Source organism: Streptomyces sp. NPDC048479, from assembly GCF_040651435.1.
In the GTDB taxonomy this organism is placed as follows: domain Bacteria; phylum Actinomycetota; class Actinomycetes; order Streptomycetales; family Streptomycetaceae; genus Streptomyces.
Genome location: NZ_JBEZKA010000041.1, coordinates 13,975 through 38,928 on the forward strand (window position 1 = coordinate 13,975; position 24,954 = coordinate 38,928).

A 24,954-nucleotide genomic window follows, 5' to 3' on the forward strand; every position below is an offset into this window, starting at 1 on the left:
CACTCCCCCACCTCCGATGTGGTTCCGCCTGCCGCCGGGCTACCACACGCTCGACGCGATCGCACTCGACGAGCTGGAGAGTGTCACCTCGGCGCTGCTGACGCCGATCCTTCAGAGCAAGCGGGAAGTTGACCACTCCCTCCGCGACGCGCGCGCCTTTCTGAGCCTGCTCGACGCGATGCACCAAGGCGAGAGCATCCACACCTCAATCGGGGTGCATCCCGACGGTGAGGATGGTGCTTGTGTCTCACTCTTCTCCTTGTCCGTCACCGACATCGCGGCACGGACAGCTGGGCTGGCGGTCGCCCAGAGCGCGCTTGCTCTGGCGAACTCCCCTCTCTGGAGCGGCAATACCCGAAGAATCCTTGAGTTGCCCATCGGTGTGTCGGCGGCGGTGGTGGCGGGTACATTGTCGGCTCCGCCGCGCGGCCTGCTGGAGGACGCGGGCATCAGTGCGACTCCGAGCGAGGTGTTCCAAGCTCGCCTGACCGTGTCGTATCCGAGTGGCGCGCATATTGCCGTTGCCGATCTCACCAGCGCGGCGACCCGCCATGCCGGGGCGTACATCGACATCCTCGAGGGCATCGCCCAGACGATCACCTTCGCTGCGCCTGCTCCCGCCGCCGCGTGCGCTCCAAGTTCTTCCCGCATCTTGGAGGTGCTCTCATGACGCCCCAGCCGCCAGCACTTCCTCTGACCAAAGCAGCGTTCGACCATCCGCCCACCGCGCTGGGGCATCAACACCTCGTCATTAAGCGCTGGGCCTGGCTGGTTGTGGTGGTGTCCTTGGCGACGGCGTCCGCCTACGTGTGCGCCTCGCAACCACTGTCCAAGAGCATCGGATTCATCCTGGTCAACCTCGTCGTCTTCCCCCTGATGTTGTTCGCTACGCTCCTGGCTCTGCGCCGCACGAGGCGGGTAGCCGACATCCTCAGGACCTATCCCTGGCGGGCATACCCGTGCGAGTATCCGCACCGCTCCACGGAAAGCCCGAAGGTAATCATGATCAGGTTCGCCGACGACTACACGCCGGTCCTGCGCTTCACACCGTTCTCGGTACACCTCGAGCAGAAACAGAATCTGCACCCAGACACGATCTGGTTCGTCGGCGACCCCCGCTACGGCGGTGTCGTCTCCCCTGTCGGCGGACATTTCCCCGTTCGCGTCGTCCTCGAGTCCACGGACCAGACCGTCCCCGACGGCACACCTGAAGACGACGCACTGGCAGAACGTGCCGGACTCGTCAAGAACGGCAGGGTCCGCACCACGTAGAGCTACGCTGGGACAGGTTCAGCTCCGCCCGCGCTGGAGGCGGTACCGCTCCTTCTCCGACAGCCCGCCCCACACCCCAAATCTCTCGTCATGCGCCAGCGCGTACTCCAAGCACGCCACCCGCCCCTCGCAAGCCCCGCACAGCTGCTTCGCCTCCCGCGTCGACGACCCCGGGGCCGGGAAGAAGAATTCCGGCCCCGTCTGGGCGCACAACGCGGTCTCCTGCCAGGAGAGTTCATTGTCAGTGATGGTGTTGATCGGCATGCAGGACACCGTGCCCCGCGCCGATAAACGCCCGGTCAATGAAGGATCAACGACCCCCACAGCCACCCGCGCCCACCGGCATCGAGGACCCGCCACGAACCGTACAGATCCTCGAGGCCGCCGACGATGCGGCGCGCCCCGCGCGAAGCGTCAGCTCTGCTGCTGCTCGCCCTGCATCACCGCGAACCGCGCGCCCGCCGGGTCTGCCAGTTTCGCGAAGCGGCCCACGCCCTCCATGTCGACCGGAGCCATCCTGACCTTGCCGCCCAGCGCATTCGCCATGGCGACCGACGCGTCGCAGTCCACGACCTCGAAGTACGGCAGCCAGCGCGGCCCGTCCGCCGCCTCCACCGGGTCCGCCGCGAGCGGGGCGACGCCGCCGAACATCGCGTCCGGGCTCGTGCCGGCCGGGTTGACCATGATGTACGAGCCGCTGCCGTCCGGCAGCGGCATGGTGTTCGTCTCCCAGCCGAAGACACTGGTGTAGAAGCTCACGCCCGCGCCCGTGTCCGGCGTGTACAGCTCCATCCAGCACAGCGAGCCGGGGTCGTTGACGAGGTCCAAGCCCTTGTTCCGGCCGGGCTGCCACGTCGCGAAGCCTGCGCCGGACGGGTCGCTGAAGACCGCCATGCGGCCCATTTCGAATACGTCCATCGGTTCGAATACGACGGCGCCGCCGGCCTGCTCGACCGACTTGGCGGTGGCGTCGGCGTCGGGCGACTGGAAGTAGACGCACCAGCCGGGGGCGCCCTGCTCCGGAGTGACCGTCATGCCGCCGGCGACGGTCTTGCCGTCCTGCTGGAACATGCCGTAGCCGCCGGCCTCGGGTCCCGCCGACCGGAAGGTCCAGCCGAACAGGCCGCCGTAGAAAGTGCGCGCCTTCTCGATATCGGGTGTGCCGAGGTCGATCCAGTTCGGGGAGCCGGTGACAAAGCGGGTGGTGAGCATCGTGCGCTCCTTCTTGGGATCCCGTTGCCTGTCGTCCGAGTCTGCTCCCGATCGCGTAGCGGCGCATCCAGGAAGACCGGCCCCCGCAACGGCGTCGTACACCGTATAAGTGGGCGAATTCCATTTGCGCGCGAGCCATCGGCCCATGCAGGATCCCGGGCATGAGAAACAGAAAGGCTCATGCCGCGTAGGCGCCGCATGCCGTCGCCCTCGGCCAACGCATCGCCGCCGGACCCCGTGATCCGCCGCGGATGCCGTCAAAACACAGCCCTTGCCGAGGAGCGCCTTGAAGCCCGTACCTCTGACCCCGTACGCACGCCTGCCGCGCGCGCACCGGGATCTGCCGATCATCACCAGCACGGTGGATGCCTACGACCGCGCGCACTGGCTGCTCGTCGAGCGGCCCGATGCCATGCCGAACGGTCCGTACGACGCGCTCGTCGTCACCGTGGACGACGGCAGCGTCCACCGGACCCATCTCAGCGCGGTGACGGCGGAGCACCCCCTGCTGGACGCCCTCCCGGACGGCGGTTTCGTCCTCGCGAACGCGCGCAGCCCCAAGCACCGGCACAGGGACCAAGTACAGATCTTCGACGCGCTCGGTCGCCCCTCCTGGACCTTCACCGTCGGCGACGGTATTGCGCATCTGCTCGCCGACGAGGCGGGCGATCTGTGGATCGGCTACTTCGACGAGGGTGTACTCGGCGATCGCCTCAGCGCCCCGGGGGTGCGGCGCTGGTCCCCGAGCGGGGATGCGGTCTGGGAGTTCAAGCCGACGTCCGGAGCCGACTCGATCCTCGACTGCTACGCCCTCAATGTGGACCGGCGCGCCGCCTGGGCCTACACCTACACGGCCTTTCCGCTGCTGGAGATCCGCGACGACCGCCCCGTCAAGGTGCGCACCAGCCCGGTGAAGGGCGCTCATGGAATCGCCGCGCACGGCGACCGGGTCGCCTTTTTCGGCGGGTACGGGGGTGACAGCGGCCGCCTCGTCGTGTGCGCGCTCACCGAAAGCGCCGCCGAGCCGGTCTCGTACAGCACCCTCGTCCGGCCCGAGGGCGGCGAGATCGGCCGCCGCCGGGTCGTCGGCCGCGGCCCGCGTGTCTATGTACAGGACGCGCCGTACACCGACTGGGGCGTATGGGACCTCAGCGGCTGACACCGTCAGTGGCTGTGCCCGCCCTGCGCCGAGTGCGAGTCCGCGGCGACATGGTGCGGCTCGTACCCCGGAATCGTCCCGTCCGGCTTCGCCACCAGGAACAGGCCCGCCATTCCCATGTCGGAGTGACTCTGCACATGGCAGTGGTACATCCACGCGCCCGCGCCCACATGTTCGCCCGCGATGACCTGGAAGCCGAAGGAGTCCGCCGGTCCTGTGATCTTGTTGTCGATGACGCGGCTGACGTCGGCGGGCCCCTCCAGCAGACCCGTCCTGTTGTCCGCCCAGCGGTGACCGTGCATATGGAACGTGTGGTAGTACTCGCCGTGCGTGATCATGACGATCTCGACCCGATCGCCCACCGTGGCCCGGAAGTTGGGGCTCTGGTCGCCCGTCTTGTTGTTGATCGTCATGTCGTTGAAGACGATCGTGAACTGCTTGTCCGGGAGGATGTCGCCCTTCCTGCGGACCACCACAGGCCCGTAGAGACCCTTGCGGATGCCGCCCGTCCCGTGGTCCGTGCCCACCACATGGTCGTGGTAGTGCCAGTAACCCGCGCTGCCCGCGCGCCAGGTGCCGTCGGCCCGCTTGCCCGCGGTGTGGGTGCGCCAGGTGTACGTACGCGTGCCGCCGGGTTCGACATGGCTCCTGCTCATCCTGGTGCCGTCGTTGGCGATGTCGTAGTCAACGCCGTGGGCGTGCAGGCTTACCGGTACGTCCGTGGTGTTCTCGAACTCGATGTGCAGCGTGTCGCCCTCGATCAGCTCGATCGGCGGTCCCGGGACAGCCGCTTTGCCCTTCTCCAGGCCATAGCCCATCTGACCGTCCGCCAACTTTTCCGCGTACAACGTGAGATGGCGTATCCGACCTCCGTCCGGCGCGGTCCTCGGTGCGCTCTCCGCCGAGGTCGCGTCGGTGGCCGAGGCGAGGGACAACGATGTCACGCCCGTCGCCGCGACCGCGCTCCCGGCCAGCAGGCGCTTGTTGAAGCTCCGTCTGTCCATGCCGAACTCTCCAGTCTCGTACGGAGATTGACGGGGTTCAGCTGACCCCGGGGTCGGCCACACGGTAGCCGGGCGATCTTCGTTTATCCACAGTCAGGACAAAGTTCGTGCCATTGAGGTCATTCCTATTGGCGAACCGCGAAAAGGGGTCTAGTTTCCAAGGCTGTTGTTGTGACCTAAGAGGGGTGGGTGACCACATGCAGCGCACACCACATCACCGGTCGAGATCCCGAAGAAGCGGTCTGGCGGCGGCACTTGGAGTCGGCGCACTGGCCGCTTCCCTGCTCGGCGGCGGGACCGCAGCTTCCGCCAAGCCCTATCCGGAGCCACCGTCGACAACGTTGTCCCTGCCGTCGCCGCCGGGCGGCCAGAACGTACGGGTGCTCGTCTTCCACGCCTCGGCCACCGAGGAGTCGCCGACCGTCGACGCCGGTATCGCGGCGATAGAGACCATCGGGCAGACCGGGCCCGCCGCAGGCCGTTTCAAGACCGAGGCGACCGACGACGCCTCGGTCTTCACCAATGCCACCAAGCTCGGCAAGTACAACGCGGTCGTCTTCCTCACCGGCGGCGGCGATGTGCTCGACCCGGAGCAGGAGGCCGGGCTGGAGTCATATCTGGAGGCCGGCGGAGGCTTCCTCGGCATCCATGACGCGGCACGCACCGAGCCGTACTCCGACTGGTTCACCGGGCTGATCGGCGCCCGGCCGGCCGGTGCCGCAAGTGCGGTCCAGCGCGCGGTCGTCGAGGTCGGCGACCGTCAGCATCCGGCCACCAAATCGCTACCGCTCCAGTGGAAGCGGCCCGACAGGTGGTTCAACTGGGCGGTGAACCCCTCCGGCAACGTGCACACCGTGGCCCGCGTCAAGGAGAACTCCTACACGCCGGGCACCGGCGCCAACGGCTGGGACCACCCGGTCTCCTGGTGCCGTGACTACGACGGCGGCCGCTCTTTCTACACCGGCATGGGCGGTACGGTCGACAGCTTCGCCGAGACCGACTTCCGCGACCATCTGCGCGGCGCACTCGCCTGGGCCACCCGGCTCTCGCGCGCCGACTGCAAGGCGACCATCAACGCCAACTACACCGCCGAGCGCGTCACCCAGCCCAACAAGCCCGGACAGAACGACCAGATCGGCGAGCCGCACGGCCTGGTCACCGCCCCGGACGGGCGGGTCCTCTACATCGGGCGCGGCGGCGCCGACTCGAGCAAGCCCGTCGTCACCGACTGGAACAACCCCGACATCGGCAAGGGCCAGGGCGAGATCCACGTCTACGACCCGAAGACCAAGAAGGTCACCCTCGCCGGGGCGCTGACCGTCTTCGGCAACAAGGGCGGCGGTGATGAGCTGATCAAGGTCGAGGAGGGGCTGCTCGGTATCGAGCTGGACCCGGACTTCATGTCCAACGGCTGGGTGTATCTGCACTACACACCGCACTCGCAGATCAACCGCGACACGCAGATGGCCGAGCGGCGCGTCTCGCGCTTCACGCTCGACCTGGCCGCCAACAAGCTGGATCTCGCCTCCGAGAAGGTCCTGCTCAAGTGGCCGGTACAGATTCACAGTTGCTGCCACGCGGGTGGCGGGATGGCCTGGGACTCCCAGCAGAATCTCTATGTCGCCACCGGTGACAACAACTCCTCCGGTTTCAGCGGCGGTTACTCCGGCAACAACCCGGAGCCAAACTTCAAGGGCGTGTCATTCGCCGACGCGCGCCGTACCGCCGGCAACACCAACAACCTCAACGGCAAGATCCTGCGGATCCACCCCGAGGACGACGGGACGTACACACTCCCGGCGGGCAACCTCTTCACGGGCAAGGAGCAGGACGAGGGCGGCGGCAGGACGCGCGGCGAGATCTATGTGATGGGCGTACGCAACCCGGCGCGCATCTTCGTCGACAAGTCGACGGACATCCTCTACGCGGGCTGGGTCGGCCCCGACGCCGGTGCGCCGAGCACCACCTGGGGCCCGGCCAAGTACGACACCTTCTCCGCCATCATCAAGGCGGGCAACCACGGCTGGCCGTACTGCATGGGCAATAAGCAGCCCTACCGCGACCGCAATCTGCCCGATCCGGGCAAGCCGCTCGGCTGGTACAACTGCGACGCCCCGAAGAACGAGTCCCCGAACAACAACGGCCTGGTGAATCTGCCGCCGGTCACCGGGAACACCATCTGGTACTCGCCGCAGGGCGGCGGCGTGGACTATCCCCGCGACGCGGGCGGCATCCCGAGCTACAAGGTGGAGGAGCAGAAGATCCTGATGCCGTGGCTCAAGGGCGGCGGCCAGGCGACCATGAACGGTCCGGTCTACCGCTACGACGCGGCGAGCGCCGGCAAGGACAAGTGGCCGTCGTACTGGGACGGAAAGTGGTTCGTCGGCGACTTCTACGACGGCGACCAGCCACGGCACGCGGTGCTCACCGACCCCAGGACGGTCGGCAAGGGCGGCATCCCGGTGCATGCCGAATCCCTGAAGAAGATCATCCCGGTCGGGGCCGACGGCATCCGCAACCTCATGGACTGGAAGTTCGCGCCGGACGGTTCGCTGTACGTCCTGGACTACGGGCGCGGATTCTTCACCTCCGACGCCAAGTCGGCGCTCTGGCACATCACATACAAGGGCGGCGAGGCGACTCCGTCCGCCGACAACCTGGCACGGAAGGCGGCGCAGTGAGACACGTGAGACACAGAACGGCAAAGCTGTGGACGGCCCTGCTCGCGTCGGTGGCGATGGTCCTCGGGCTGATGTCGGCGGTCGCCTACGGCCAGAGCGACGATCCGGCGGCCGATCAGGTCCTCACCTGGACGGCCGGTGACTCGATCGAGAAGTACGCCTCGTTCCCCACCACCGCGGTGGCGGGGAGGACGACGATCGTGTTCGAGAACAGCACGGCGACCGGCAACACCATGGGTATGCCGCACACGCTGACCTTCGACGTGTCCGATCCCGAGTACAACAACGACGTACCGCTGAACATCCTCGCCAATCCCGGCGACGACCAGGGCGGCAAGCACACCGTCGAGGTCACGCTCACTCCTGGCCGGTACCGATTCCACTGCACCATCCCCGGCCACGGCGCGATGCAGGGGATCCTGACCGTCACCGAGGGCGGCGGCGAGGACACCACGGCTCCCGACACGACGGCGAAGGTCGACGGCGACAAGAACGCCGACGGCGCCTATGTCGGCCAGGCCACCGTGACCGTGTCGGCGACCGACGCCGGCTCGGGTGTGGACAAGATCGAGTACGCGGTCGGTGCGGCCGGCGCCTGGCAGGCATACACCACGCCGGTCGTGGTGAACGAGGTCGGCGGACACAAGATCCGCTACCGGGCCGCTGACAAGGCCGGGAACATCGCCGCGGAGAAGGCGGTCGATTTCTCCGTCGTCGCCCCGCCGACGGACGACAGGACCCCGCCGGAGACCTCGGCGACGGTGAGCGGCGAGAAGAACGACCAGGGCCAGTATCTGGGCATGGCCACGGTCACGGTGACCGCATCCGACACCGGATCGGGCGTCAACACCATCGAGTACGCAATCGGCACGAGCGGCGCCTGGCAGCCGTACACGGCCCCGGTGATGGTGCATGAGGCGGGCACGCACAAGGTCCGCTACAAGGCGACCGACAAGGCCGGGAACGCGGCCGTCGAGAAGTCCGTGGACTTCACGGTCGTCACGCCGCCGGCCGAGGACAAGACCCCGCCGGAGACCTCGGCCGGGGTGACCGGTCAGAAGAACTCCGACGGCGCCTACATCACCAGCGCCAAGGTGACGCTCACCGCGACCGACGCCGGCTCCGGGGTCGACAAGGTCGAGTACTCCCTCGACGGCGGCCCCTACCTCGCCTACACCACGCCGGTCATCATCGACCGGGTGGGCTTCCACACAGTTCTGCACCGGGCCACGGACAAGGCGGGCAACACCTCCCAGGCGCAGAAGGTGACGTTCACCGTCGCCGAGGGCGGCGGGGTCCCGGCGCCCAACTGCCCCGAGTGGGACGAACGGTTGACGGTGATCGTCGGCACGGTCGACACGGGTGTGCCCAACCGCATCACCCGCAGCCGCTGCACCATCAACGAGCTGATCGAGGACGAGAAGGACTGGTCCTCGCACGCGCTGTTCCTCAAGCACGTGGACAAGGTCCTCGACCAGCTGCTCGCGGACGGCGTCATCGACCAGCGCGAGCACAAGAAGATCTACAAGGCGGCCAAGCAGTCCGGCATCGGCAAGCCGGGCCGGCACACCGGCTACCGCGATCTGTTCGACGGCACGCAGGCGTCGTTCAGCAAGTGGCAGCATGTGGGCGGCGGTTCGTTCGGCCTGGGCGCCGACGGGTCGATGACGAGCGGCACCACCAAGGGCGGCCTCGGCATGCTGTGGTTCCCGCAGCGGCAGTACGGGGACTTCTCGCTGAAGCTGCAGTGGCGGGACGACGCTCCCGGCACGGGCAACGCCAACAGCGGTGTCTTCGTGCGCTTCCCGTACGTCCACGACAATCCGGAGGAGCCCCGCCCCGAGTGGGTCGCCATCAAGTACGGCCATGAGGTGCAGGTCCTGGACCGGCCGGACGGCGACATGTACAAGACCGGCTCGATCTACGGCTTCGACCGGGTCGGACTCGGCGGTGCGGGTGTGACGCCGAAGGGCACCTGGAACGACTACGAGATCCGAGTGGTCGGCCAGCACTACTCGGTGTACCGCAACGGCGTCCTGATCAATGAGTTCGACAATGTGGGCGGCCAGGAGTTCGTACCGCCGCGCGCCGACGACCCGGGAACGGACGGCCGACGGTACGCCTCCGGCTATATCGGGCTCCAGGTCCACAGCACGACGGACGTGATCTCGTACCGCAATATCCGCATCCAGGAGCTGTAGCCCCCGGCCCGGCCCGCCGTCGACTCCCTTCCCGCAGGCGGGAAGGGAGCCGACGGCTGCTCAATCGCTCTCCTTCTCTTTCCCCTTCTCCTTCTCCTTCTCCTTCTTGGCGCGGCTCGGCTGTACCCGCTTCGGCTCGCCCGGCATCTTCGGATAGTCCGGCGGGTACGGCAGATCGCCCAGGCCGTGGTCGCGCTCGTCCTTGCGGGCGAGCTCCAGCAGGCTCTCCAGGGAGAAGGCGTGGTCGTCCATGTCGGCATGCACATCGCCGAGTTCGGCGTAGCGGGCGGGCATGGTCACCAGGTCGAAGTCGTACGGCGACACATCGTCGAGTTCATCCCAGTGCAGCGGGGCCGAGACCGGGGCGTGCGGCTTGGGACGTACGGAATAGGCCGAGGCGATGGTGCGGTCGCGGGCGGTCTGGTTGTAGTCGACGAAGATCCGCTCGCCGCGCTCCTCCTTCCACCAGGCCGTGGTCACCTTGCCCTCCATCCGCCGCTCCAGCTCGCGGCCGACGGCGATGGCCGACCGCCGCACATGCGTGAAGTCCCAACGCGGCTCGATCGGTACGAAGACATGGAGGCCTCGGCCGCCGGAAGTCTTGGGCCAGCCGCGCAGGCCGTGCTCGCCGAGGATCGCGCGCAGTTCGTGTGCGGCCCTGACGGCGTCGTTGAAGTCGGTGCCCGGCTGCGGGTCCAGGTCTATGCGCAGCTCGTCCGGGTGGTCGACGGCGTCTCCGCGTACCGGCCAGGGGTGGAAGGTCAGCGTGCCGAGATTGGCCGCCCAGATCACGGCAGCGACCTCGGTCGGGCGCATCTCGTCGGCCGACCGTCCGCTGGGGAAGGAGATATGGGCCGTCGGGATCCAGTCGGGGAGGTATTTGGGCACGCGTTTCTGGAAGAAGGACTCGCCCTCGACGCCGTCGGGGTAGCGCTCCAAAGTGGTGGGGCGGTCGCGCAGGGCGCGGGTGATCCCCTCCCCCACGGCCAGGTAGTACTGGGCCACGTCCAGCTTGGTGAAGCCCCGCTCGGGAAAGTAGATCTTGTCCGGATTGGACAGCCGTACGGTGCGCCCGCCGGCCTCCAGTTCCACCGCTGCACCCATGTGCGCCACGGTAGGCCGAGCGCAGATATGCCGCATATCGGGCAGAATCAATGCATGGATCTTCCTGTGATGCCGCCTGTCAAGCCGATGCTGGCCAAGCCAGTGAAGAAGATCCCGCCGGGTATGCAGTACGAGGCCAAATGGGACGGCTTCCGGGCGATCGTCCACCGGGACGGCGATGAGCTGGTGATCGGCTCCAGGACCGGCAAGCCGCTCACCCGCTACTTCCCCGAGCTGGCCGACGATCTGCGGGCCAATCTCCCCGACCGCTGTGTCGTCGACGGCGAGATCGTCATCGCGCACGAGGGGCGGCTGGACTTCGACAAGCTCACCGAGCGTATTCACCCGGCCGAGTCCCGGGTGAGGCTGCTCGCCGAACAGACCCCTGCGAGCTTTGTCGCCTTCGATCTGCTCGCCATCGGTGACGAAGCTCTGCTGGACGCGCCGCTCTCGGTGCGGCGCACCACTCTGGCCGCCGCACTGGCCGACGCCGGGCCGCCGGTACATCTCGCGCCCGCCACCACCGATGCCGAGCTGGCGCAGGAGTGGTTCGAGCGGTACGAGGGCGCGGGACTCGACGGGATCATCGCCAAACCGCTGGACCTGCCGTACCGGCCGGACGCCCGGCTGATGTTCAAGATCAAGCACGAGCGCACGGCGGACACTGTGGTGGCCGGCTATCGCTTCCACAAGAGTGGCCCGATCGTCGGCTCACTGCTCCTGGGCCTGTACGACGACTCGGGCGCGCTGCAGCATGTCGGCGTCTGCGCCGCGTTCTCCATGAAGCGGCGCGAGGAGCTGGTCCAGGAGCTCGAGCCGCTGCGGATGGATCCCCCGGACGACCATCCATGGGCGGCGTGGACGGACGAGAGCGCCCATGAGAGCGCCCGGCTGCCCGGTGCGACCAGCCGCTGGACCGGCAAGAAGGACCTCTCCTGGGTGGCGCTGCGGCCCGAGCGGGTGATCGAGGTCGCCTACGACCACATGGAGGGCGACCGCTTCCGGCACACCGCTCAGTTCCGCCGGTGGCGGCCGGACCGTGATCCCCACGGTTGCACCTACTCGCAGCTGGAGGAACCGGTGCGATACGACCTGTCCGAGGTGCTGTCACCCCCTGGAGAATGAGCAGGACGGTGATCAACTCACCGACTGCGAGAGCTGTTTGGCGACCGAGGACGCATTGTGCGCCCGCCGTCCGCGCGAGCGCAGCGACGGCTCATCGCCCTGACACCCGTGGCCCCGCAGGTCATTCACGCATGGAGCGCCTCGATCTTGTTCGCCTACGCGGCCGGGCCGGCACAGCGATTGATCGTCAAGGAAGGGATCAGCAACCTGGTCAACCCCTTTGCCACAACGGCCACTTCGCACATGAAGGGCCACAGCAGTAACCGGCCGCCACTGTCCGTCACTTCTCTTTCGCCGCAGGACCACCGATGAGGGAGCCTCGACCGCGTTCGCGTAAGGTATGTCGGCGGTGCCGCCGGAGGCGTACGGCCGGGCGAGCCGGGCAGTGGGCACTTCTCGTACGACACCGTCGTTCCTGACCAGTTCGACGGGGAGACGTTCGGCAAGATCGCCGCGCTGTTTCGCCCTTCAGATCCTTGCGTACGCCCATGGCCGGCTCCTCAAAGGGTGATCCGAAACGGTTGCCGCACAGAGACAATCCCGCCGTCAAAGCCGGAAACCCGTCCGGTACGTATGGAGGGGTAGGACGCCGACCGCCGGTGCCCGACGGAAGAAGCAGAGAAGGACTACACGTGACCGCGTCACCCCTCATCCCCGTACCGATCCCCGATGGCGTCGCCGCGCTGATCGGGTCCTGCATGCCGATCCACATTCTGCAGGCGGAGATCGACGCCGAGTGCGCCGTGCGTGAGGTGTACCGGTTCCGTGGCCCGCTGTGTGCGGAGGACCGGGCGGACCGCGAGCACGCGCTGTCCACGCTGGCGATGTCCAACAAGATCCTGGCCGCATACAACCCGCGACTGATCATCAAGCCGGGCCGCACCTACTGACCCGCCGCGTCCGGGCGACGATCCCGGGACATCAGATCCGCTGCGCCCCGGGCGAGCCCTGGAAGGCGCGGCGGTAGGCGTGCGGGCTGGTGCCGACCTGCCGTTTGAAGCGGTCGCGGAACGCCGTCGGTGAGCCGAAGCCGACCTGGGTGGCGATCCGGTCCACCGAGTACGCCGTCGTCTCCAGCAGATACTGGGCCTGGCGCACACGGGCCCGGTGCAGCCACTGCACGGGTGTGGTCGCCGTCTGTTCGCGGAAGCGGCGGTTGAGGGTGCGGGTGCTCAGGCCCGCGTGCGCCGCGATGGCTCCGACAGTGAGCTCGCGCCCGGCGTTCTCCTCCATCCAGCGCAGCAGAGGTTCCAGGGTCGCGCCGTCCGGGTTCGGCGGCTGGTCGTGAACGATGAACTGCGCCTGCCCGCCCTCGCGTTCCAGCGGCATCACCGACAGCCGTGCCGCGTCCGCCGCCACCGCCGAGCCGTGGTCCCGGCGGATCATGTGCAGACACAGGTCGAGTCCTGCGGCGGCCCCGGCCGAGGTCAGGAACTGTCCGTTGTCGACGTACAGCACATCGGGGTCCACCTCGACCTCGGGGTGCAGTGCGGCGAGCCGGGCCGCGCCGAGCCAGTGGGTGGTGGCACGCAGGCCGTCCAGCAGGCCGGTGGCGGCGAGGACGAACGCGCCGGCGCAGATCGAGGCGATACGAGTACCGCGAGCGGCAGCTGCCCGCAGCGCGTCGAGCGCCTCGGGCGGGACCGGCACGGTCGGATCGGCGCAGCCCGGCAGGATGATCGTGTCCGCCTCGGCCAGTGCTTCCAGGCCGAAGGGCGCGCGCAGCGTGAACGCGCCCGCGTCGACCTCGTCCGCCGGAGCGCAGACCAGGACCCGGTACGGGGCCCTGCCGTCGGGCAGCCGGGTGCGGGCGAACACTTCGAGCGGCGTGGACAGGTCGAAGGCGATGACCCCGTCCAGGGCGAGTACGGCCACGGTGTGCATGGCCATAACGTAAGCGCCCGTGGCTTTCCGGCCAAGAGCCTGTGAGCTGCTCTTCTGTGTCAGCAGCCTCTGTGAGATGGCCTGGCGGGAATCCGTTGGAAGGTGGCATTCATGCCACTGTCCATCGTCGTCGGCGCTCATTAGCGTCGGTCCGGCCGCCCCTCCGGGGGCGGCTCTTCACGAGATTCCCGAGACATAAGGACTGGTGCCGGATGCTCGCCCAGATCGTTCTGTTCGACGGCTCCGCCCCGTTGGACGTCATCGCCCCGTACGAAGTGCTCGGCGCCGGCGGCATGGGCATGCGCCGGGGCACGGTCCGGAGCGCCCGCGGCGCGGCCCCCCTCCTCGAGGGCCGGCCGGCATGATCAAGATCCTGCTCATCGTCCATGTCCTGGCCGCGATCATCGCGATCGGCCCGGTGACCGTCGCGGCCAGCGCGTTCCCGGCCGCCGCCCGCCGTGCCGCGGCCGAACCCGACGGCGACCAGGCGCTCGGTGCCGTACGCAATCTCCACCGCATCTGCCGCGTCTACGCGACCATCGGTGTCGTCGTGCCCGTCTTCGGTCTCGCCACCGCCAACAGCCTGCATGTCCTCGGCGACGCCTGGTTGATCGTCTCCATCGTGCTCACGACGGTCGCCGCCGGAGTCCTCGCGCTGCTGGTACTGCCCGGGCAGAGCGCGGTCCTGGAGAACCTCGGCGCTGTCGCCTCCGCCAAGCTCGCCATGTCCACGGGGGTGTTCAATCTGCTGTGGGCGACCGTCACGGTCCTGATGATCGTGCGGCCCGGATCCACGACAGGCGCGTGACGGGCGGCATGACGAGGTCAGGAGTCGCCTGGACCGCCGTCACATGCACCCGACCCGGGGTTGTGCGCCCTCGGCGCTCACTCCAGGAAGACACCGTCGACGTACACCCAGGCGCCGCCGTGCCGTTCGAAGCTGCTGCGCTCGTGCAGTTCGCCTCGCTTGCCGTGATGCCGGTAGCGGGCGCGGAAGGTGACCGTTCCCGAGGAGTGGAAGGGGCTGCCGTCTGTGGTCTGAAGGATCTCCAGCCCCTGCCAGTGCATGCCGGGGTCGGGTTCGAGATGCGGCGGCCGGGTCGCGGGGTGCCAGGTGCGCAGCAGATACGCAGCGTCCTGGGCTACGAAGGCGCTGTAGCGGGAGCGCATCAGCAGCTCGGCGGTGGGGGCTGCGTGCTCGCCCGAGTGGAAGCGGCCGCAGCACTCGCCGTAGGCCGCGGGCAGCCCGCAGGGGCAGGGCGAGTCTGCGGTCAGGGCGGGTGGGACGGTGCGTTTGGGGCGTGAGCTGCGTCGGGACATGACTCCATTTTCCAGCCATTGCACGAATGGGCCCGCGCGTGGCTTCCGGGTCATGAGGGATCTCCGTATGCTCCTGCGCCGGACGCGACAGTTACCGTCGGTAAGGGGTTGGGGATGGATCGGGTGGGAAACACACGACGCACCTTCATGGCGGGCGCTGCGGCGGTCGGCGGCACAGCGGCGCTGACCTCGGCGGAAACGGCTGCCGCGGCCGTCGCGGCGGAACGCACCGCCGTCCACGGCACACCTGCCGCTCCGGCCGCCCAGTCGGTCGCCGTACTCGGCGGCGGGGTCGCCGGACTCACCGCCGCTCACGAACTGGCCGACCGCGGATTCCGGGTCACCGTCTACGAGCGCAGAGCACTGGGCGGCAAGGCCCGGAGCATGGACGTCCCCAACAGCGCGAAGGGCGGCCGCCGGCCGCTGCCCGCCGAGCACGGCTTCCGCTTCATCCCCGGCATCTACCACAACCTGCCGGACACGATGCGGCGCATCCCGTACCCGGGAAACGCCAACGGGGTCTGGGACAACCTGGTGGCGCCGGCCGAGATGTCCTTCGCCCGCACCGGGCGCGAGGACTTACGGATCCCGCTGCCCTGGCCGGGCCACAAGCCGGCCCAGCTCACACTCGACGAGATCCGCCGCGCCCTGACCGCCGCGCTGGACACGGCCCTGGGCATCCCGGCCCATGAGACGGCCTACTTCGTGAACCGCGGGCTCGTCTTTCTCACCAGCTGCGACGAGCGGCGCGACGAGACGTGGGAGCGCACGCCGTGGTGGGAGTTCATCCGGGCCGAGCGGATGAGCTACGACTACCAGCGCGTCCTGGCCGTCGGACTCACCCGGAACATCGTCGCGACCAAGGCCGAGGAGGCCAGCACCCGTACGGTCGCCACTCTCCTCGAGGCCTTCGTCTTCAATGCGCTGGGCCGGGGCGCCGACGGACCACTCGACCGGATACTCAACGCCCCCACCAATGAGGCATGGATCGACCCCTGGGTGACCCATCTGGAGAAGCTGGGCGTCCAGTTCAAGATCGGCTGGACGGTACGGGAGGTGACGTACGGCTCCGGGCGGGTCACGGCCTCGATGATCGAGGACCCGCAGGGAGTGCGCCGGCCGGTCACCGCCGACCACTACATCTCGGCGATGCCGGTGGAGCACGCGCGGCGGACCTGGGGAGCCGAGCTGCGCGCGGCGGACTCGCAGCTGGCGCGCTGCGACAAACTGGAGACGGACTGGATGACGGGCATTCAGTTCTATCTGACCGAGCGGGCTCCGCTGCTCAACGGGCACCTCAACTGCATCGACTCTCCTTGGTCCCTGACAGCCATCCAGCAGGCGCGACACTGGCCGTCCCGGAACTTCCCGGCCGACTACGGCGACGGCGTCGCGGTGGACTGCCTGTCCGTGGACATCTCCGAGTGGGACAAGGCCGGCATCCTGTACGGGAAGACCGCCAAGCAGTGCACCCGTGCGGAGGTCGCCCGGGAGGTGTGGGCCCAGCTCAAGGCGAGTGTCAACGACACCGGCCGCACGGTGCTCAAGGACAGCGCGCTGCACTCCTGGTTCCTCGACCCGGGTGTGGCCGGCCTCGGCACCCCGAACCCGACCAATGAGGACGAGCTCCTCATCCACCCGGTCGGCACCTTCCACAACCGCCCGAAGGCAGCCACCCGGATCCCCAACTTCTTCCTGGCCGGCGACTATGTTGCCGTCGACATCGACCTGGCCACGATGGAGGGAGCCAACGCCTCGGCCCGCGCGGCCGTCAACGCCCTGCTGGACAACGTCGGTTCTCCGGCGGCGCGCTGCACGGTGAAGCCGCTCTTCCGCGCCCCGGAGATCGAGCTGATGAAGCACCACGACCGCACCCGCTACCGGCTGGGGCTGCGCAACGCGTTCGACCTGGGCTGAGGGGTTCAACGCCGGGTATCCCACGGCCCGTTCACCCTGTTGCGATCACATGAATTCCGGACGGCCGGTGTGCCCGGGACCCACACCCGGGCACACCGGCACCGCCCCCTCAGTGGTGGCCGTGGCTGCGCGGGTAGGCGTACCCCACCTGGATCTCGTCGATCTGCAGCTGCTTGTAGAACCGGGGCACGGTCTCCTTCGACCAGGTGCTGTCGACGCCCAGCCTGATGTAGCGCGCGCGGACCCCGAGGTCGAGGAAGCGGGTCCCGCGGGCCCTCTCCAGGACGCCTGCCTTGACCTGACGCCAGATCGCGCCGTCGTTGCTCACCGAGACCGTGTAGTCCTTGATGCGGGCGGAGTCCTCGGCCCTGCCGAAGGTCTCCCTGTTGTAGGTGGGCGACCACTCGCGCTGGTTGATCGCCAGGTACTGGGCCCTCCTGACCTTGCCGAGGTCCAGGGTCAGCGCCACGGGAAGGACACCCTTGTTGTCGTAGTACGTGGTGAAGTCGCCGTCGGCGATCGCCGGCTCGCTCGCCTTGACCCGTCCCGTCGGGTAGATGCCTTCGCGCTGCCGGCCGGTGTCGACACTGAAGACCGTGTCGTACGGGTCCCAGGCAGTGATGCCCTGGATGGTGAGGCTGCCGCCCTGCTGGTCGAACTTCATGCGCTTGCCGGTCCGCAGATCGGTGACGCGCTTGATGCGGTAACCGTTGTCGCGGATTTTCACCTCGTCACCGCTCGTCGGCCGGGTGGTGACATGGACGTACTGCCGGGTGCGGTCGGTCTTGCTGATCGTGAGATAGCCGTAGGCGCCGTTGTTCCAGGCGCCCGGCTGCATCCCGCCGTACATGTAACCGCCGCCCTCGACTCCGGAGAGCGACTTCCAGATCGGCGGGAGATAGTTCTGCATAAAGTCGGTGAACTTCTGCTGCTGGGGCGGGAATGTGCCGTCGACCATGGCGGTGAGGTCCATCAAGGACTTGATGGACGTTCCGGCGTTGGCGACATAGCGGCCGACGTTGAGTCCCGTGGTGACAGGCCGGTCCTGGCCGTCGTACCACCAGGAGCCCGAGTCGGGGACCTTGTAGCAGGACTCGGTCAGCCGCGGCATCGGGGTCCAGATCGCCGACGGCTGGTCGTACGGCGGTGTCATCCCGGTCTTCTGCTCGTGGGACACCATGTCCATGATCGGGGTGTCCTCATTGTTGTTGCTGAGCGTCATGTCCGGGCGCTTCTCCCGGATCTGCTCATAGAGCTTGTTCTCTTCCCAGTAGGCGTTGTCGTTGTCGATCCAGAACCCGGACAGCTTCGGGTAGTTGGCCATGACCTCGAAGAAATTGTCGTACGAGAATTCACCGAAGCCCGGGCGCTGGGTGAGGTCGACATCGCGGCCCTTGTAGGCGGAGTAGGCCTGGGAGTCGAGAGTCTCGAAGCCCTGCTCCTTGTGCCATTGCGGGTCGTCGGTCATATAGAGGATGACCTTGAGCCCCTTGGCATTCGCGGCCTTGATGAGCTCGCCGAGGATGTCGCGCTCGGTGGAGCAGCTGCCGGGGATCCTGGACGGCCAGGGGCGGGCGTAGCCGAGGCGCGAGTGGAAGGTCGCGAGGACTATGTAGCTCGCCTTGAGCTTCTTCGCCTCGTCGACCCAGTAGTCGGCGTTCCAGCCGCCGTCGGTGACGGCCTGCTCCCACTCCTTGCAGTCCTTGTGGATGGGCCGGGTGAACATGCCCCAGTGCAGGAAGAGTCCGGCGGTGGCATTGCGCAGCATGGCCTCGCGCGGAGGGTTCTGCGCGGCGGCGGCAGCGGGGGCCGCCGCCTGTGCGAGCGGTTCGGGCTTGGGCTGGGCGGCGGACGGGGCCGACAGCAGCAGCCCGCACAGGAGCGAAAGTACTGCTGTCCAGGCGAAGGAGACGGTGCGGCGTCTCATGGGTACGTCACCTCGGTTCCATTGACGAAGACCTTGCGGATGGTCGAGTCCCGCGCAGGGCCGATGATGTTGTCGTTGGCCATATTGGTGAATTCGCAGCGCTCGATATGGACGCCTATGAAGGGATCGGACTCCAGGCCCTCGAGATTGATGGCGCGGCGGGCCCCGTCGTGGACCATGTCCTCGACCTTGATGTTGCGGATGATCGCCGGCCGGCTGCCTTCCTGATTGCCGTAGCGCGTGGTCAGGTAGATGCAGTCCCGGTCGATGGCGCGGCCGGTGAACCGCCGGACGTACACGCCGTCGATGGAGCCGCCGCGTTTTTTGTTGGTCTTGATGAAGACCGGGTGGCGGGGGTTGAAGCGGCCGGGGAAGTCGAGCGGATTGATGCGGCAGTCCTCGGCGAAGACGTTCCGTACGCCGCCGGACATCTCGCTGCCGACGGCGATACCGCCCCAACGGCCGGAGAAGACGCAGTCGCGTACGACGATGTTCTCGCTGAGCTCACCGACCCTGAGACCGTCCTCGTCCCGGCCGGACTTGACCGCGATCGAGTCGTCCTCGGTGTGGAAGCGGCAGCCGGTGATCAGGACGTCGGAGCAGCATTCGGGGTCCACGCCGTCGCTGTTGTTGATCCGGCCGATGACATCGACGTCCTTCAGCGTGACATTGCGGCAGAGCACCGGATGGACGGTCCACATGGGAGGTTCGAGGACGGTGACATCCTGCAGCAGGATGTTGCGGCAGTTGTAGAACTGGATCATGTTGGGCCGCAGATGGTGCCCGGCGCCGAAGACCCGTTCCTTGACCGGTACGCCTTCGGTGCCCATACGGCGCAGCTCGGCCTGGTCGATCAGAGCGTTGCCGCCGGGGTCGCGCCAGCTCTTCCAGGGGCCGTCCATGCCCTGGCCGTCGAGGGTGCCCTTGCCGGTGATGGCGAGGTACTTCTGCCCGTACGCGTAGATGAAGGACGAGTAGTTGTAGCACTCGGTGCCCTCCCAGCGGGTCAGCACCACCGGCAGATAGTCCGCCGGGTCCATCGAGAAGAGGACCGTGGCTCCTTCCTCCACGTGCAGGTCCACATTGCTGCGCAGATGGATCGCGCCGGTGAGAAATCGGCCTGGCGGCACCATCACATGGCCGCCACCGGCCCTGTGACAGGCCTTGATCGCGCGCCTGAAGGCTTCGGTGTTCTTGGTGACGCCGTCGCCGACCGCGCCGTGGTCGGTGATGTCGAAGCGCCGCCGGTGGAACGTGGGCGGGCGGATACGGGCGAGGATGTCCGGGACCCTGCCCCAGGGGTCGCGGGCGAGTCCCGTCACGGTGGCCTCGGCCGCCGCGACCGTCTCGGCCGAGATCACCGAGGGGAGGATCGCGGCCGCGGCCGCAATGCCCGCATGGGTGAGGAAGGAGCGTCGGTTCGTCGGGAACGGCTGCACGGAGGTCACCTCTCAGTCCTTCGGGTGGGCTACGGCGATCAGGTCTCGTCGAGTCCGCTCCGGATCAGCCGCTTCATCGCTTTATCGCGGCGCGTATGGCGGCCGTGTTCTTCGTCAGCCCGTCCCCCACCGCCCCGTAGTCGGTGATGTCGAAACACGGCCTGCGGAATGTGGGCGGACGGATCCGGGCGAGGATGCGGGGCACCTGTCTCCAGCCGTCGTGGAAGGCGGATTCGGCGTCGCCGGGAGCGGCATCGGCACGGCCGGCGGCGGCCGTGGGCAGCAGCGTGCCCGCTGCGAGCATTCCGCCGGCCTTCAGGGCCGAACGGCGCGAGTGGTGCGGACGCATGACACAACACCTCTCCATCGGGGGGAAAAGGTCAGGTGGGAAGCAGAATCCGAGGTCAGCGGGCGGTCGGGTCCTCCTTCACGCGGGTCACCAATTGCGTCGGGTTCACAAAGCGCAGCGCGATCACCAGCAGCACCAGCATCGACAGCGTGTACATCACGGCCATCGCGTCGATCGACTGCTGGGTACGGATACCTGCGGAGAACACCGCGTAGTAGAGCGCCACGATGAGGGTCTGACCGTCGGGGCCAGCGGTGAGGAAGCTCAGTTCGAACATGCCGACGGTCCTGACCAGGACGAGGACGGACGCGGCGAGAATGCCCGGCACGAGCAGGGGCGCCACGATCCGCAGCAGAACCGCGCGCGTCCCGGCCCCGCACATCCGGGCCGCCGCCTCGATACGCGGATCGATCTGCTCGATGAACGGCGTCATCGTCAGCACCACGAAGGGCACCGAAGGCACCAGATTGGCCAGCACCACTCCGGTGAGCGTGCCGGCCAGCTGGAACTTGTAGAGCACCGTCGCGAGCGGGATGCCGTAGGTGATCGGCGGGACCAGGATCGGCAGCAGGAACAGCAGCAGCACCAGCCGTTTGCCGGGGAAGTCACGGCGGGCGAGAGCGTACGCGGCCGGGACGCCGACGAGAACCGAGATGCCGACGACGAGTACGGAGGTCAGAGCGGTGGTCCAGAAGACCTGGCCGAGGGAGAACTCTCGCCAGGCCGAGCCGTACCACTTCGTCGTCCAGCCGTCCGGCAGCCAGGTGGTGAACCAGCGCGTGCCGAAGGAGTCGACCAGCGGTACGCCGATGACTCCGGCGAGGTTGATGAAGAAGAAGCCGAAGACGAGTCCGGTCAGCCAGGTGACGGGGCGTCCGAAGCGGTGCGTCTTGCGTACCGGCTTCTCGGGGGCGGGCGCGGTCACCGCATCGTGGGTGTCCAGGACGTCGGTCATCAGCCCTTGCCTCCCGTTGAGCCGCGGTACAGCATCGAGCGCCACGCGAGCACCAGGATCACGACCGTCAGCATCACCGCGGCCATCACCATCGCGATCGCCGAGCCGAGGGAGTAGTCGAACTTCTGGAAGGCCGCCCGGTACGCCTCGATCGAGATCACATGCGTACTCCCGCGCGGGTCGCCGACGAGCTGCGCCGACGGGAACACCGCGAAGGCCAGGACGAACGAGAGACAGAAGGTGATCGCAAGTCCCGGGGCGAGCAGCGGCAGCATCACATGACGGAACCGCTGCCGCCGGTTCGCCCCGAGCGTGGCCGCCGCCTGCTCGAGGCTTGGGTCGATACCGGTGAGATAGGACAGCGTGAGCAGATAGGAGAAAGGAAAGCCTGTGATCACCAAGGAGGCGAACACACCCCAGTAGTTGTGCACCAGCGTGAGTGGCTCGTCGATGACGCCGATGCCCAACAGGGCTTTGTTGAGCCAGCCGTTAGGGCCGAGATAGCCGAGCAGGCCCTCGGCGGTGAGAACAGTACCGAGCGTGATCGGCATGACCAGCAGGGTGGTGACGAGCCGACGGCCACGGAAGGTGCCACGGGTGCGGAAGGCGACGGGGACGGCGGCGAGACAGTTCACCAGGGCGACGGGCACGGCCAGTTCGAGGGTGATCCAGATCGTCTCGCGCAGATACGGGTCGGAGAAGAACTCCCGGTAGTTGGCGAGCGCGCCGCCGCCTTCCTGCGGCTGGAAGGAGAGCTGGAGGCCGTAGAGGAAGGGGTAGCAGAAGAGGAGCACGAGAAAGAGCGCGCCGGGCGCGAGGAGGATCAGCGTCCGGTCGACGCCACGCTCGGCGAGCCGATGCCGCAGCGCGAGCCGGGTCCGCGTGGCGGCGGGTGTGGAGGTCATGGCCTCCCCCCTGCAGTGCGGCCGGACCACAACGGGCTTGGCCCTGGGAGCCTGTGCGCCGGGACGACCGGCCCTCTCGCCGGGCCGGTCCTGCCCACAAGATGTGCGACACGACCGATCGGCCCTCGCGTCCAGCCGATCGGCCGCGGCCTCATGACGTCACCGCCTTCTGGCGCGGGACGTCCTCGACCGGCTCCGGCGGCCGCTCGCCCTCCGGGGCGAAGACCAGGACCCGCTCGGGCGCCGCCGCCAGATCCACCCGGTCTCCGGGCGCAAGCCTGCCGCCGGTGCGGAAATGGACCTGCTGGCCGTCCGACAACCGCGCCTGGACGGCGAGTTCACGGCCGTGGTACTCGACGACCTCGATGCACGCCGGGATGCGCCCGCCGGCGTTCTCCCCCGCGACATCCAGGTCCTCGGGTCGTATCGCCGCGACGCCGCGACCACCCGCCGCGAGCGCGTCGCGGTCCAGGCCCGTCAGCTGTGCGTCGGCGAACCGGAGCGAGAGCCGGTCGCCGGTCGCCGACGCGACCGTGACGTCCAGCATGTTGCGGTACCCCATGAAGCCGGCGACATAGCGGTTCGCGGGCCGGCCGTACACCTCCTCGGGCGTGCCGACCTGCTGCATGATCCCGTCGCGCAGTACGACGAGGCGGTCGGCGAGCGACAGCGCCTCCTCCTGGTCGTGGGTGACGTACACCGTCGTCAGCCCCAGGCTCTGGTGCAGACGCCGGATCTCGGTGCGCATCTCCAGACGGAGCGAGGCATCGAGGTTGGAGAGCGGCTCGTCCATCAGGACCAGCCGCGGCTCCAGCACGATCGCACGGGCGATCGCAACGCGCTGCTGCTGTCCGCCGGAGAGCTGGCCGGGCCGCTTGTGGGCGTGCTCGGTCAGCTGCACCATCTCCAGCGCCCGGTCCGCCCGGCGGGCGATGTCCGCCTTCGGCACCTTGGCCATCTTCAGACCGAAGGCGACATTGCCGCGGACGGTGAGGTGCGGAAAGAGCGCGTAGCTCTGGAAGACCATGCCGAAGCCGCGCCGCTCCGGCGCGATCCGGTCGATCCGCTCGTCATCGAGCCGGATCGCGCCGCCGGTGAGCGGGAGAAGCCCGGCCAGGCAGTTCAGGGCGGTGGACTTGCCGCAGCCGGACGGCCCGAGCAGTGCGACGAACTCGCCGCCCCGGATCTCGAGTTCCAGTTCCCGCAGCGCCGCGTGGCGGCCGAAGCTGCGGGACACCTTGTCCAGGCTGAGCGTGGAGAAACGGGACATCATTCCCCTGATCCCCTTTACCGGCCCGCGACTTCGCGGTTCCACATGCCGAATGCCTTGACCTGCTGCTCGGCCGGCAGCGACGGCTTCTTCGGGAACTGGTCGATCCACCGGTCGAACTCCGGGACGCCGAACTCCCTCAGTGTGTTCTGCGACTTCTGCGGCGCCATCGTGACCGGCACGTTCTTGATCGCGGGCCCGGGGTAGAAGTAGCCGTCGTCGTACGCCTTGGCCTGCTGCTCGGGCGTGAGCATCCACTTGACCAGCTGGAGCGCCGCGGACATGGTGTCGGCGTCGACACCCTTGGGGACCACGGCGTACTGCGCGTCGGTCACCCACGTCATCCTGTCGAAGTGCCCGGCCTGCATCTTCTTCGGCACGGTGCCGAGCGCACGCGGGTTGATGTACCAGCCGGTCGTCGACATCACCATGTCGTGCTGGCCGGAGGCGAGGTTCTTCATGGTCTCGGTGGTGCCCGAGCCGTAGACGCCGACGTACTTGTCGAGTTCCTTGAGGTACGCCCAGGTCTTGTCCCAGCCCTTCACCGGATCGCTGGGGTCCTTGTCGCCCAGCAGATACGGCAGTCCCATCAGGAAGGTGCGGCCGGGGCCCGAGTTGGCCGGGTCGGCGTACTGGAACTTCTTGGGGTGCGCCTTGGCCCAGGCGAGGAGTTCCGCCGGGCTTTTCGGCGGGTTCTTGACCTTGTCGGGGTTGAACTCGACGAGCGGGCCCGACGGGTAGTAGACGATCGCGGTGCCCTGGCCCTGCGCGAGCTTCTGCATCTCGGCGGCCGGCTCGAGATAGTCCGGGGTGCCGATGAGCGACTGGTGCTCCGTCATGGAGCTCCACAGCTTCTGCGAGAGACCGGCGGCGAGGCCGTCCGTTCCGGTGAGGACGAGATCGATCTGGACGCGACCTGCCTGCTGCTGCGCCTTGATCTTGCCCGCGAGGTCGGGGGCCGGGGCCTTGGAGTAGGTGACTTTGCCGATGATGTCAGGGTGCTGTTCGACGAACTCGTCGATCATGCCCTGGGTCAGCTGCAGGTTTCCCGCGACATCCAGGATGTCGAGCGTCACCGGCTTGCTCGGCTTCGCGGGGATCTTCCGCGGGGACTCGTCCATGGATCCGGAGTCCCCGTTGCCGGGCGCGCCGCAGCCGGCGGCTGCCACGGCGAGCAGCAGTCCCGCAAGCGCGATCCTTGCTGAACGGTGGCGCAGTTGACGGGACATG

23 protein-coding genes and 2 pseudogenes are annotated in these 24,954 nt (G+C 68.0%); 11 read left to right on the plus strand and 14 right to left on the minus strand.

The window, feature by feature from the left end; all coding sequences use genetic code 11:
* The first annotated feature begins 16 nt into the window (after nt 1–16).
* Both AB0D12_RS36955 and AB0D12_RS36960 read left to right on the plus strand, forming a co-directional pair.
* On the plus strand, nt 17–670 hold the full coding sequence (locus AB0D12_RS36955; protein WP_362693208.1) for a hypothetical protein: 654 nt from the start codon (nt 17–19) through the stop codon (nt 668–670).
* Complete coding sequence (locus tag AB0D12_RS36960) at nt 667–1,272, plus strand: hypothetical protein (RefSeq protein ID WP_362693211.1); 606 nt, start codon at nt 667–669, stop codon at nt 1,270–1,272. The genes AB0D12_RS36955 and AB0D12_RS36960 overlap by 4 nt, the downstream gene beginning before the upstream one ends.
* Nucleotides 1,273–1,290: 18 nt before the next feature.
* On the opposite strand, the gene AB0D12_RS36965 is transcribed toward AB0D12_RS36960, so the two are convergent.
* Both AB0D12_RS36965 and AB0D12_RS36970 read right to left on the minus strand, forming a co-directional pair.
* Nucleotides 1,291–1,536, minus strand: a complete 246-nt coding sequence (locus tag AB0D12_RS36965; protein ID WP_327327228.1) for a WhiB family transcriptional regulator — start codon at nt 1,534–1,536, stop codon at nt 1,291–1,293.
* Nucleotides 1,537–1,686: 150 nt separating this feature from the next.
* Entirely contained in the window at nt 1,687–2,484 is a 798-nt protein-coding gene (locus AB0D12_RS36970; protein WP_362693214.1) for a VOC family protein, read from the minus strand.
* Nucleotides 2,485–2,770: 286 nt separating this feature from the next.
* On the opposite strand from AB0D12_RS36970, the gene AB0D12_RS36975 reads away from it, so the two are divergent.
* Nucleotides 2,771–3,643 carry a hypothetical protein gene (locus AB0D12_RS36975; RefSeq protein ID WP_362693217.1) on the plus strand — a complete coding sequence of 291 codons (873 nt, stop codon included), beginning with the start codon at nt 2,771–2,773 and terminating at the stop codon, nt 3,641–3,643.
* Nucleotides 3,644–3,648: 5 nt separating this feature from the next.
* On the opposite strand, the gene AB0D12_RS36980 is transcribed toward AB0D12_RS36975, so the two are convergent.
* The gene (locus AB0D12_RS36980; protein WP_362693220.1) at nt 3,649–4,647 is read right to left on the minus strand and encodes a multicopper oxidase domain-containing protein; all 999 of its coding nucleotides are present in this window, start codon (nt 4,645–4,647) and stop codon (nt 3,649–3,651) included.
* A 197-nt stretch (nt 4,648–4,844) separates the two neighbouring features.
* Between AB0D12_RS36980 and AB0D12_RS36985 the strand changes: the two genes are divergently transcribed.
* Nucleotides 4,845–7,328 (plus strand): ThuA domain-containing protein, encoded by a 2,484-nt coding sequence (locus tag AB0D12_RS36985; RefSeq protein WP_362693223.1) that lies wholly within the window; start codon nt 4,845–4,847, stop codon nt 7,326–7,328.
* Nucleotides 7,329–7,384: 56 nt separating this feature from the next.
* On the plus strand, nt 7,385–9,529 hold the full coding sequence (locus tag AB0D12_RS36990) for a family 16 glycoside hydrolase (protein ID WP_362693299.1): 2,145 nt from the start codon (nt 7,385–7,387) through the stop codon (nt 9,527–9,529).
* Between the two features lie 60 nt (nt 9,530–9,589).
* On the opposite strand, the gene ligD is transcribed toward AB0D12_RS36990, so the two are convergent.
* Nucleotides 9,590–10,633 carry a non-homologous end-joining DNA ligase gene (gene ligD / locus AB0D12_RS36995; RefSeq protein ID WP_362693226.1) on the minus strand — a complete coding sequence of 348 codons (1,044 nt, stop codon included), beginning with the start codon at nt 10,631–10,633 and terminating at the stop codon, nt 9,590–9,592.
* A gap of 54 nt (nt 10,634–10,687) precedes the next feature.
* Between ligD and AB0D12_RS37000 the strand changes: the two genes are divergently transcribed.
* Both AB0D12_RS37000 and AB0D12_RS37005 read left to right on the plus strand, forming a co-directional pair.
* Complete coding sequence (locus AB0D12_RS37000; protein WP_362693229.1) at nt 10,688–11,758, plus strand: ATP-dependent DNA ligase; 1,071 nt, start codon at nt 10,688–10,690, stop codon at nt 11,756–11,758.
* Between the two features lie 108 nt (nt 11,759–11,866).
* Entirely contained in the window at nt 11,867–12,070 is a 204-nt protein-coding gene (locus tag AB0D12_RS37005; protein ID WP_362693307.1) for a hypothetical protein, read from the plus strand.
* On the opposite strand, the pseudogene AB0D12_RS37010 reads toward AB0D12_RS37005, so the two are convergent.
* A pseudogene (locus tag AB0D12_RS37010) lies at nt 12,008–12,248 on the minus strand (long-chain fatty acid--CoA ligase); the annotation flags it as partial. The gene AB0D12_RS37005 and the pseudogene AB0D12_RS37010 overlap by 63 nt on opposite strands.
* 142 nt (nt 12,249–12,390) lie before the next feature.
* On the opposite strand from AB0D12_RS37010, the gene AB0D12_RS37015 reads away from it, so the two are divergent.
* Nucleotides 12,391–12,648, plus strand: a complete 258-nt coding sequence (locus AB0D12_RS37015) for a hypothetical protein (RefSeq protein WP_327327219.1) — start codon at nt 12,391–12,393, stop codon at nt 12,646–12,648.
* A gap of 31 nt (nt 12,649–12,679) precedes the next feature.
* On the opposite strand, the gene AB0D12_RS37020 is transcribed toward AB0D12_RS37015, so the two are convergent.
* A complete protein-coding gene (locus AB0D12_RS37020; protein WP_362693232.1) occupies nt 12,680–13,642 on the minus strand; it encodes a helix-turn-helix domain-containing protein in 963 nt (320 codons plus the stop codon).
* 212 nt (nt 13,643–13,854) lie between these two features.
* Here AB0D12_RS37020 and AB0D12_RS37025 point away from each other — a divergent pair.
* Both AB0D12_RS37025 and AB0D12_RS37030 read left to right on the plus strand, forming a co-directional pair.
* Nucleotides 13,855–13,935, plus strand: a pseudogene (locus AB0D12_RS37025) (DJ-1/PfpI family protein); the annotation flags it as partial.
* Between the two features lie 68 nt (nt 13,936–14,003).
* Complete coding sequence (locus AB0D12_RS37030) at nt 14,004–14,450, plus strand: hypothetical protein (RefSeq protein WP_362693235.1); 447 nt, start codon at nt 14,004–14,006, stop codon at nt 14,448–14,450.
* A gap of 77 nt (nt 14,451–14,527) precedes the next feature.
* Here the strand turns inward: AB0D12_RS37030 and AB0D12_RS37035 are convergent, their stop codons facing one another.
* The gene (locus tag AB0D12_RS37035) at nt 14,528–14,962 is read right to left on the minus strand and encodes a YchJ family protein (protein WP_327327216.1); all 435 of its coding nucleotides are present in this window, start codon (nt 14,960–14,962) and stop codon (nt 14,528–14,530) included.
* Between the two features lie 114 nt (nt 14,963–15,076).
* Here AB0D12_RS37035 and AB0D12_RS37040 point away from each other — a divergent pair, with 114 nt between their 5' ends.
* Nucleotides 15,077–16,879: an FAD-dependent oxidoreductase gene (locus tag AB0D12_RS37040; protein ID WP_362693238.1), complete on the plus strand. Its 1,803-nt coding sequence runs from the start codon at nt 15,077–15,079 to the stop codon at nt 16,877–16,879.
* Between the two features lie 109 nt (nt 16,880–16,988).
* Here AB0D12_RS37040 and AB0D12_RS37045 read toward each other — a convergent pair whose 3' ends face one another.
* The 7 genes from AB0D12_RS37045 to AB0D12_RS37075 all read right to left on the minus strand — a co-directional run bounded on the left by AB0D12_RS37045 (nt 16,989) and on the right by AB0D12_RS37075 (nt 24,953).
* On the minus strand, nt 16,989–18,806 hold the full coding sequence (locus AB0D12_RS37045; protein WP_362693241.1) for an alpha-L-fucosidase: 1,818 nt from the start codon (nt 18,804–18,806) through the stop codon (nt 16,989–16,991).
* Nucleotides 18,803–20,254: a glycoside hydrolase family 28 protein gene (locus AB0D12_RS37050; RefSeq protein ID WP_362693244.1), complete on the minus strand. Its 1,452-nt coding sequence runs from the start codon at nt 20,252–20,254 to the stop codon at nt 18,803–18,805. The genes AB0D12_RS37045 and AB0D12_RS37050 overlap by 4 nt, the downstream gene beginning before the upstream one ends.
* 64 nt (nt 20,255–20,318) lie before the next feature.
* Nucleotides 20,319–20,594 (minus strand): hypothetical protein, encoded by a 276-nt coding sequence (locus tag AB0D12_RS37055; RefSeq protein WP_362693247.1) that lies wholly within the window; start codon nt 20,592–20,594, stop codon nt 20,319–20,321.
* A 55-nt stretch (nt 20,595–20,649) separates the two neighbouring features.
* Nucleotides 20,650–21,549 carry an ABC transporter permease subunit gene (locus AB0D12_RS37060; RefSeq protein WP_362693250.1) on the minus strand — a complete coding sequence of 300 codons (900 nt, stop codon included), beginning with the start codon at nt 21,547–21,549 and terminating at the stop codon, nt 20,650–20,652.
* Nucleotides 21,549–22,454, minus strand: a complete 906-nt coding sequence (locus AB0D12_RS37065) for a sugar ABC transporter permease (RefSeq protein ID WP_362693253.1) — start codon at nt 22,452–22,454, stop codon at nt 21,549–21,551. The genes AB0D12_RS37060 and AB0D12_RS37065 overlap by 1 nt, the downstream gene beginning before the upstream one ends.
* A gap of 151 nt (nt 22,455–22,605) precedes the next feature.
* The gene (locus AB0D12_RS37070) at nt 22,606–23,727 is read right to left on the minus strand and encodes an ABC transporter ATP-binding protein (RefSeq protein ID WP_362693256.1); all 1,122 of its coding nucleotides are present in this window, start codon (nt 23,725–23,727) and stop codon (nt 22,606–22,608) included.
* A gap of 14 nt (nt 23,728–23,741) precedes the next feature.
* Complete coding sequence (locus tag AB0D12_RS37075; RefSeq protein ID WP_362693259.1) at nt 23,742–24,953, minus strand: extracellular solute-binding protein; 1,212 nt, start codon at nt 24,951–24,953, stop codon at nt 23,742–23,744.
* Nucleotide 24,954: the final 1 nt, after the last annotated feature.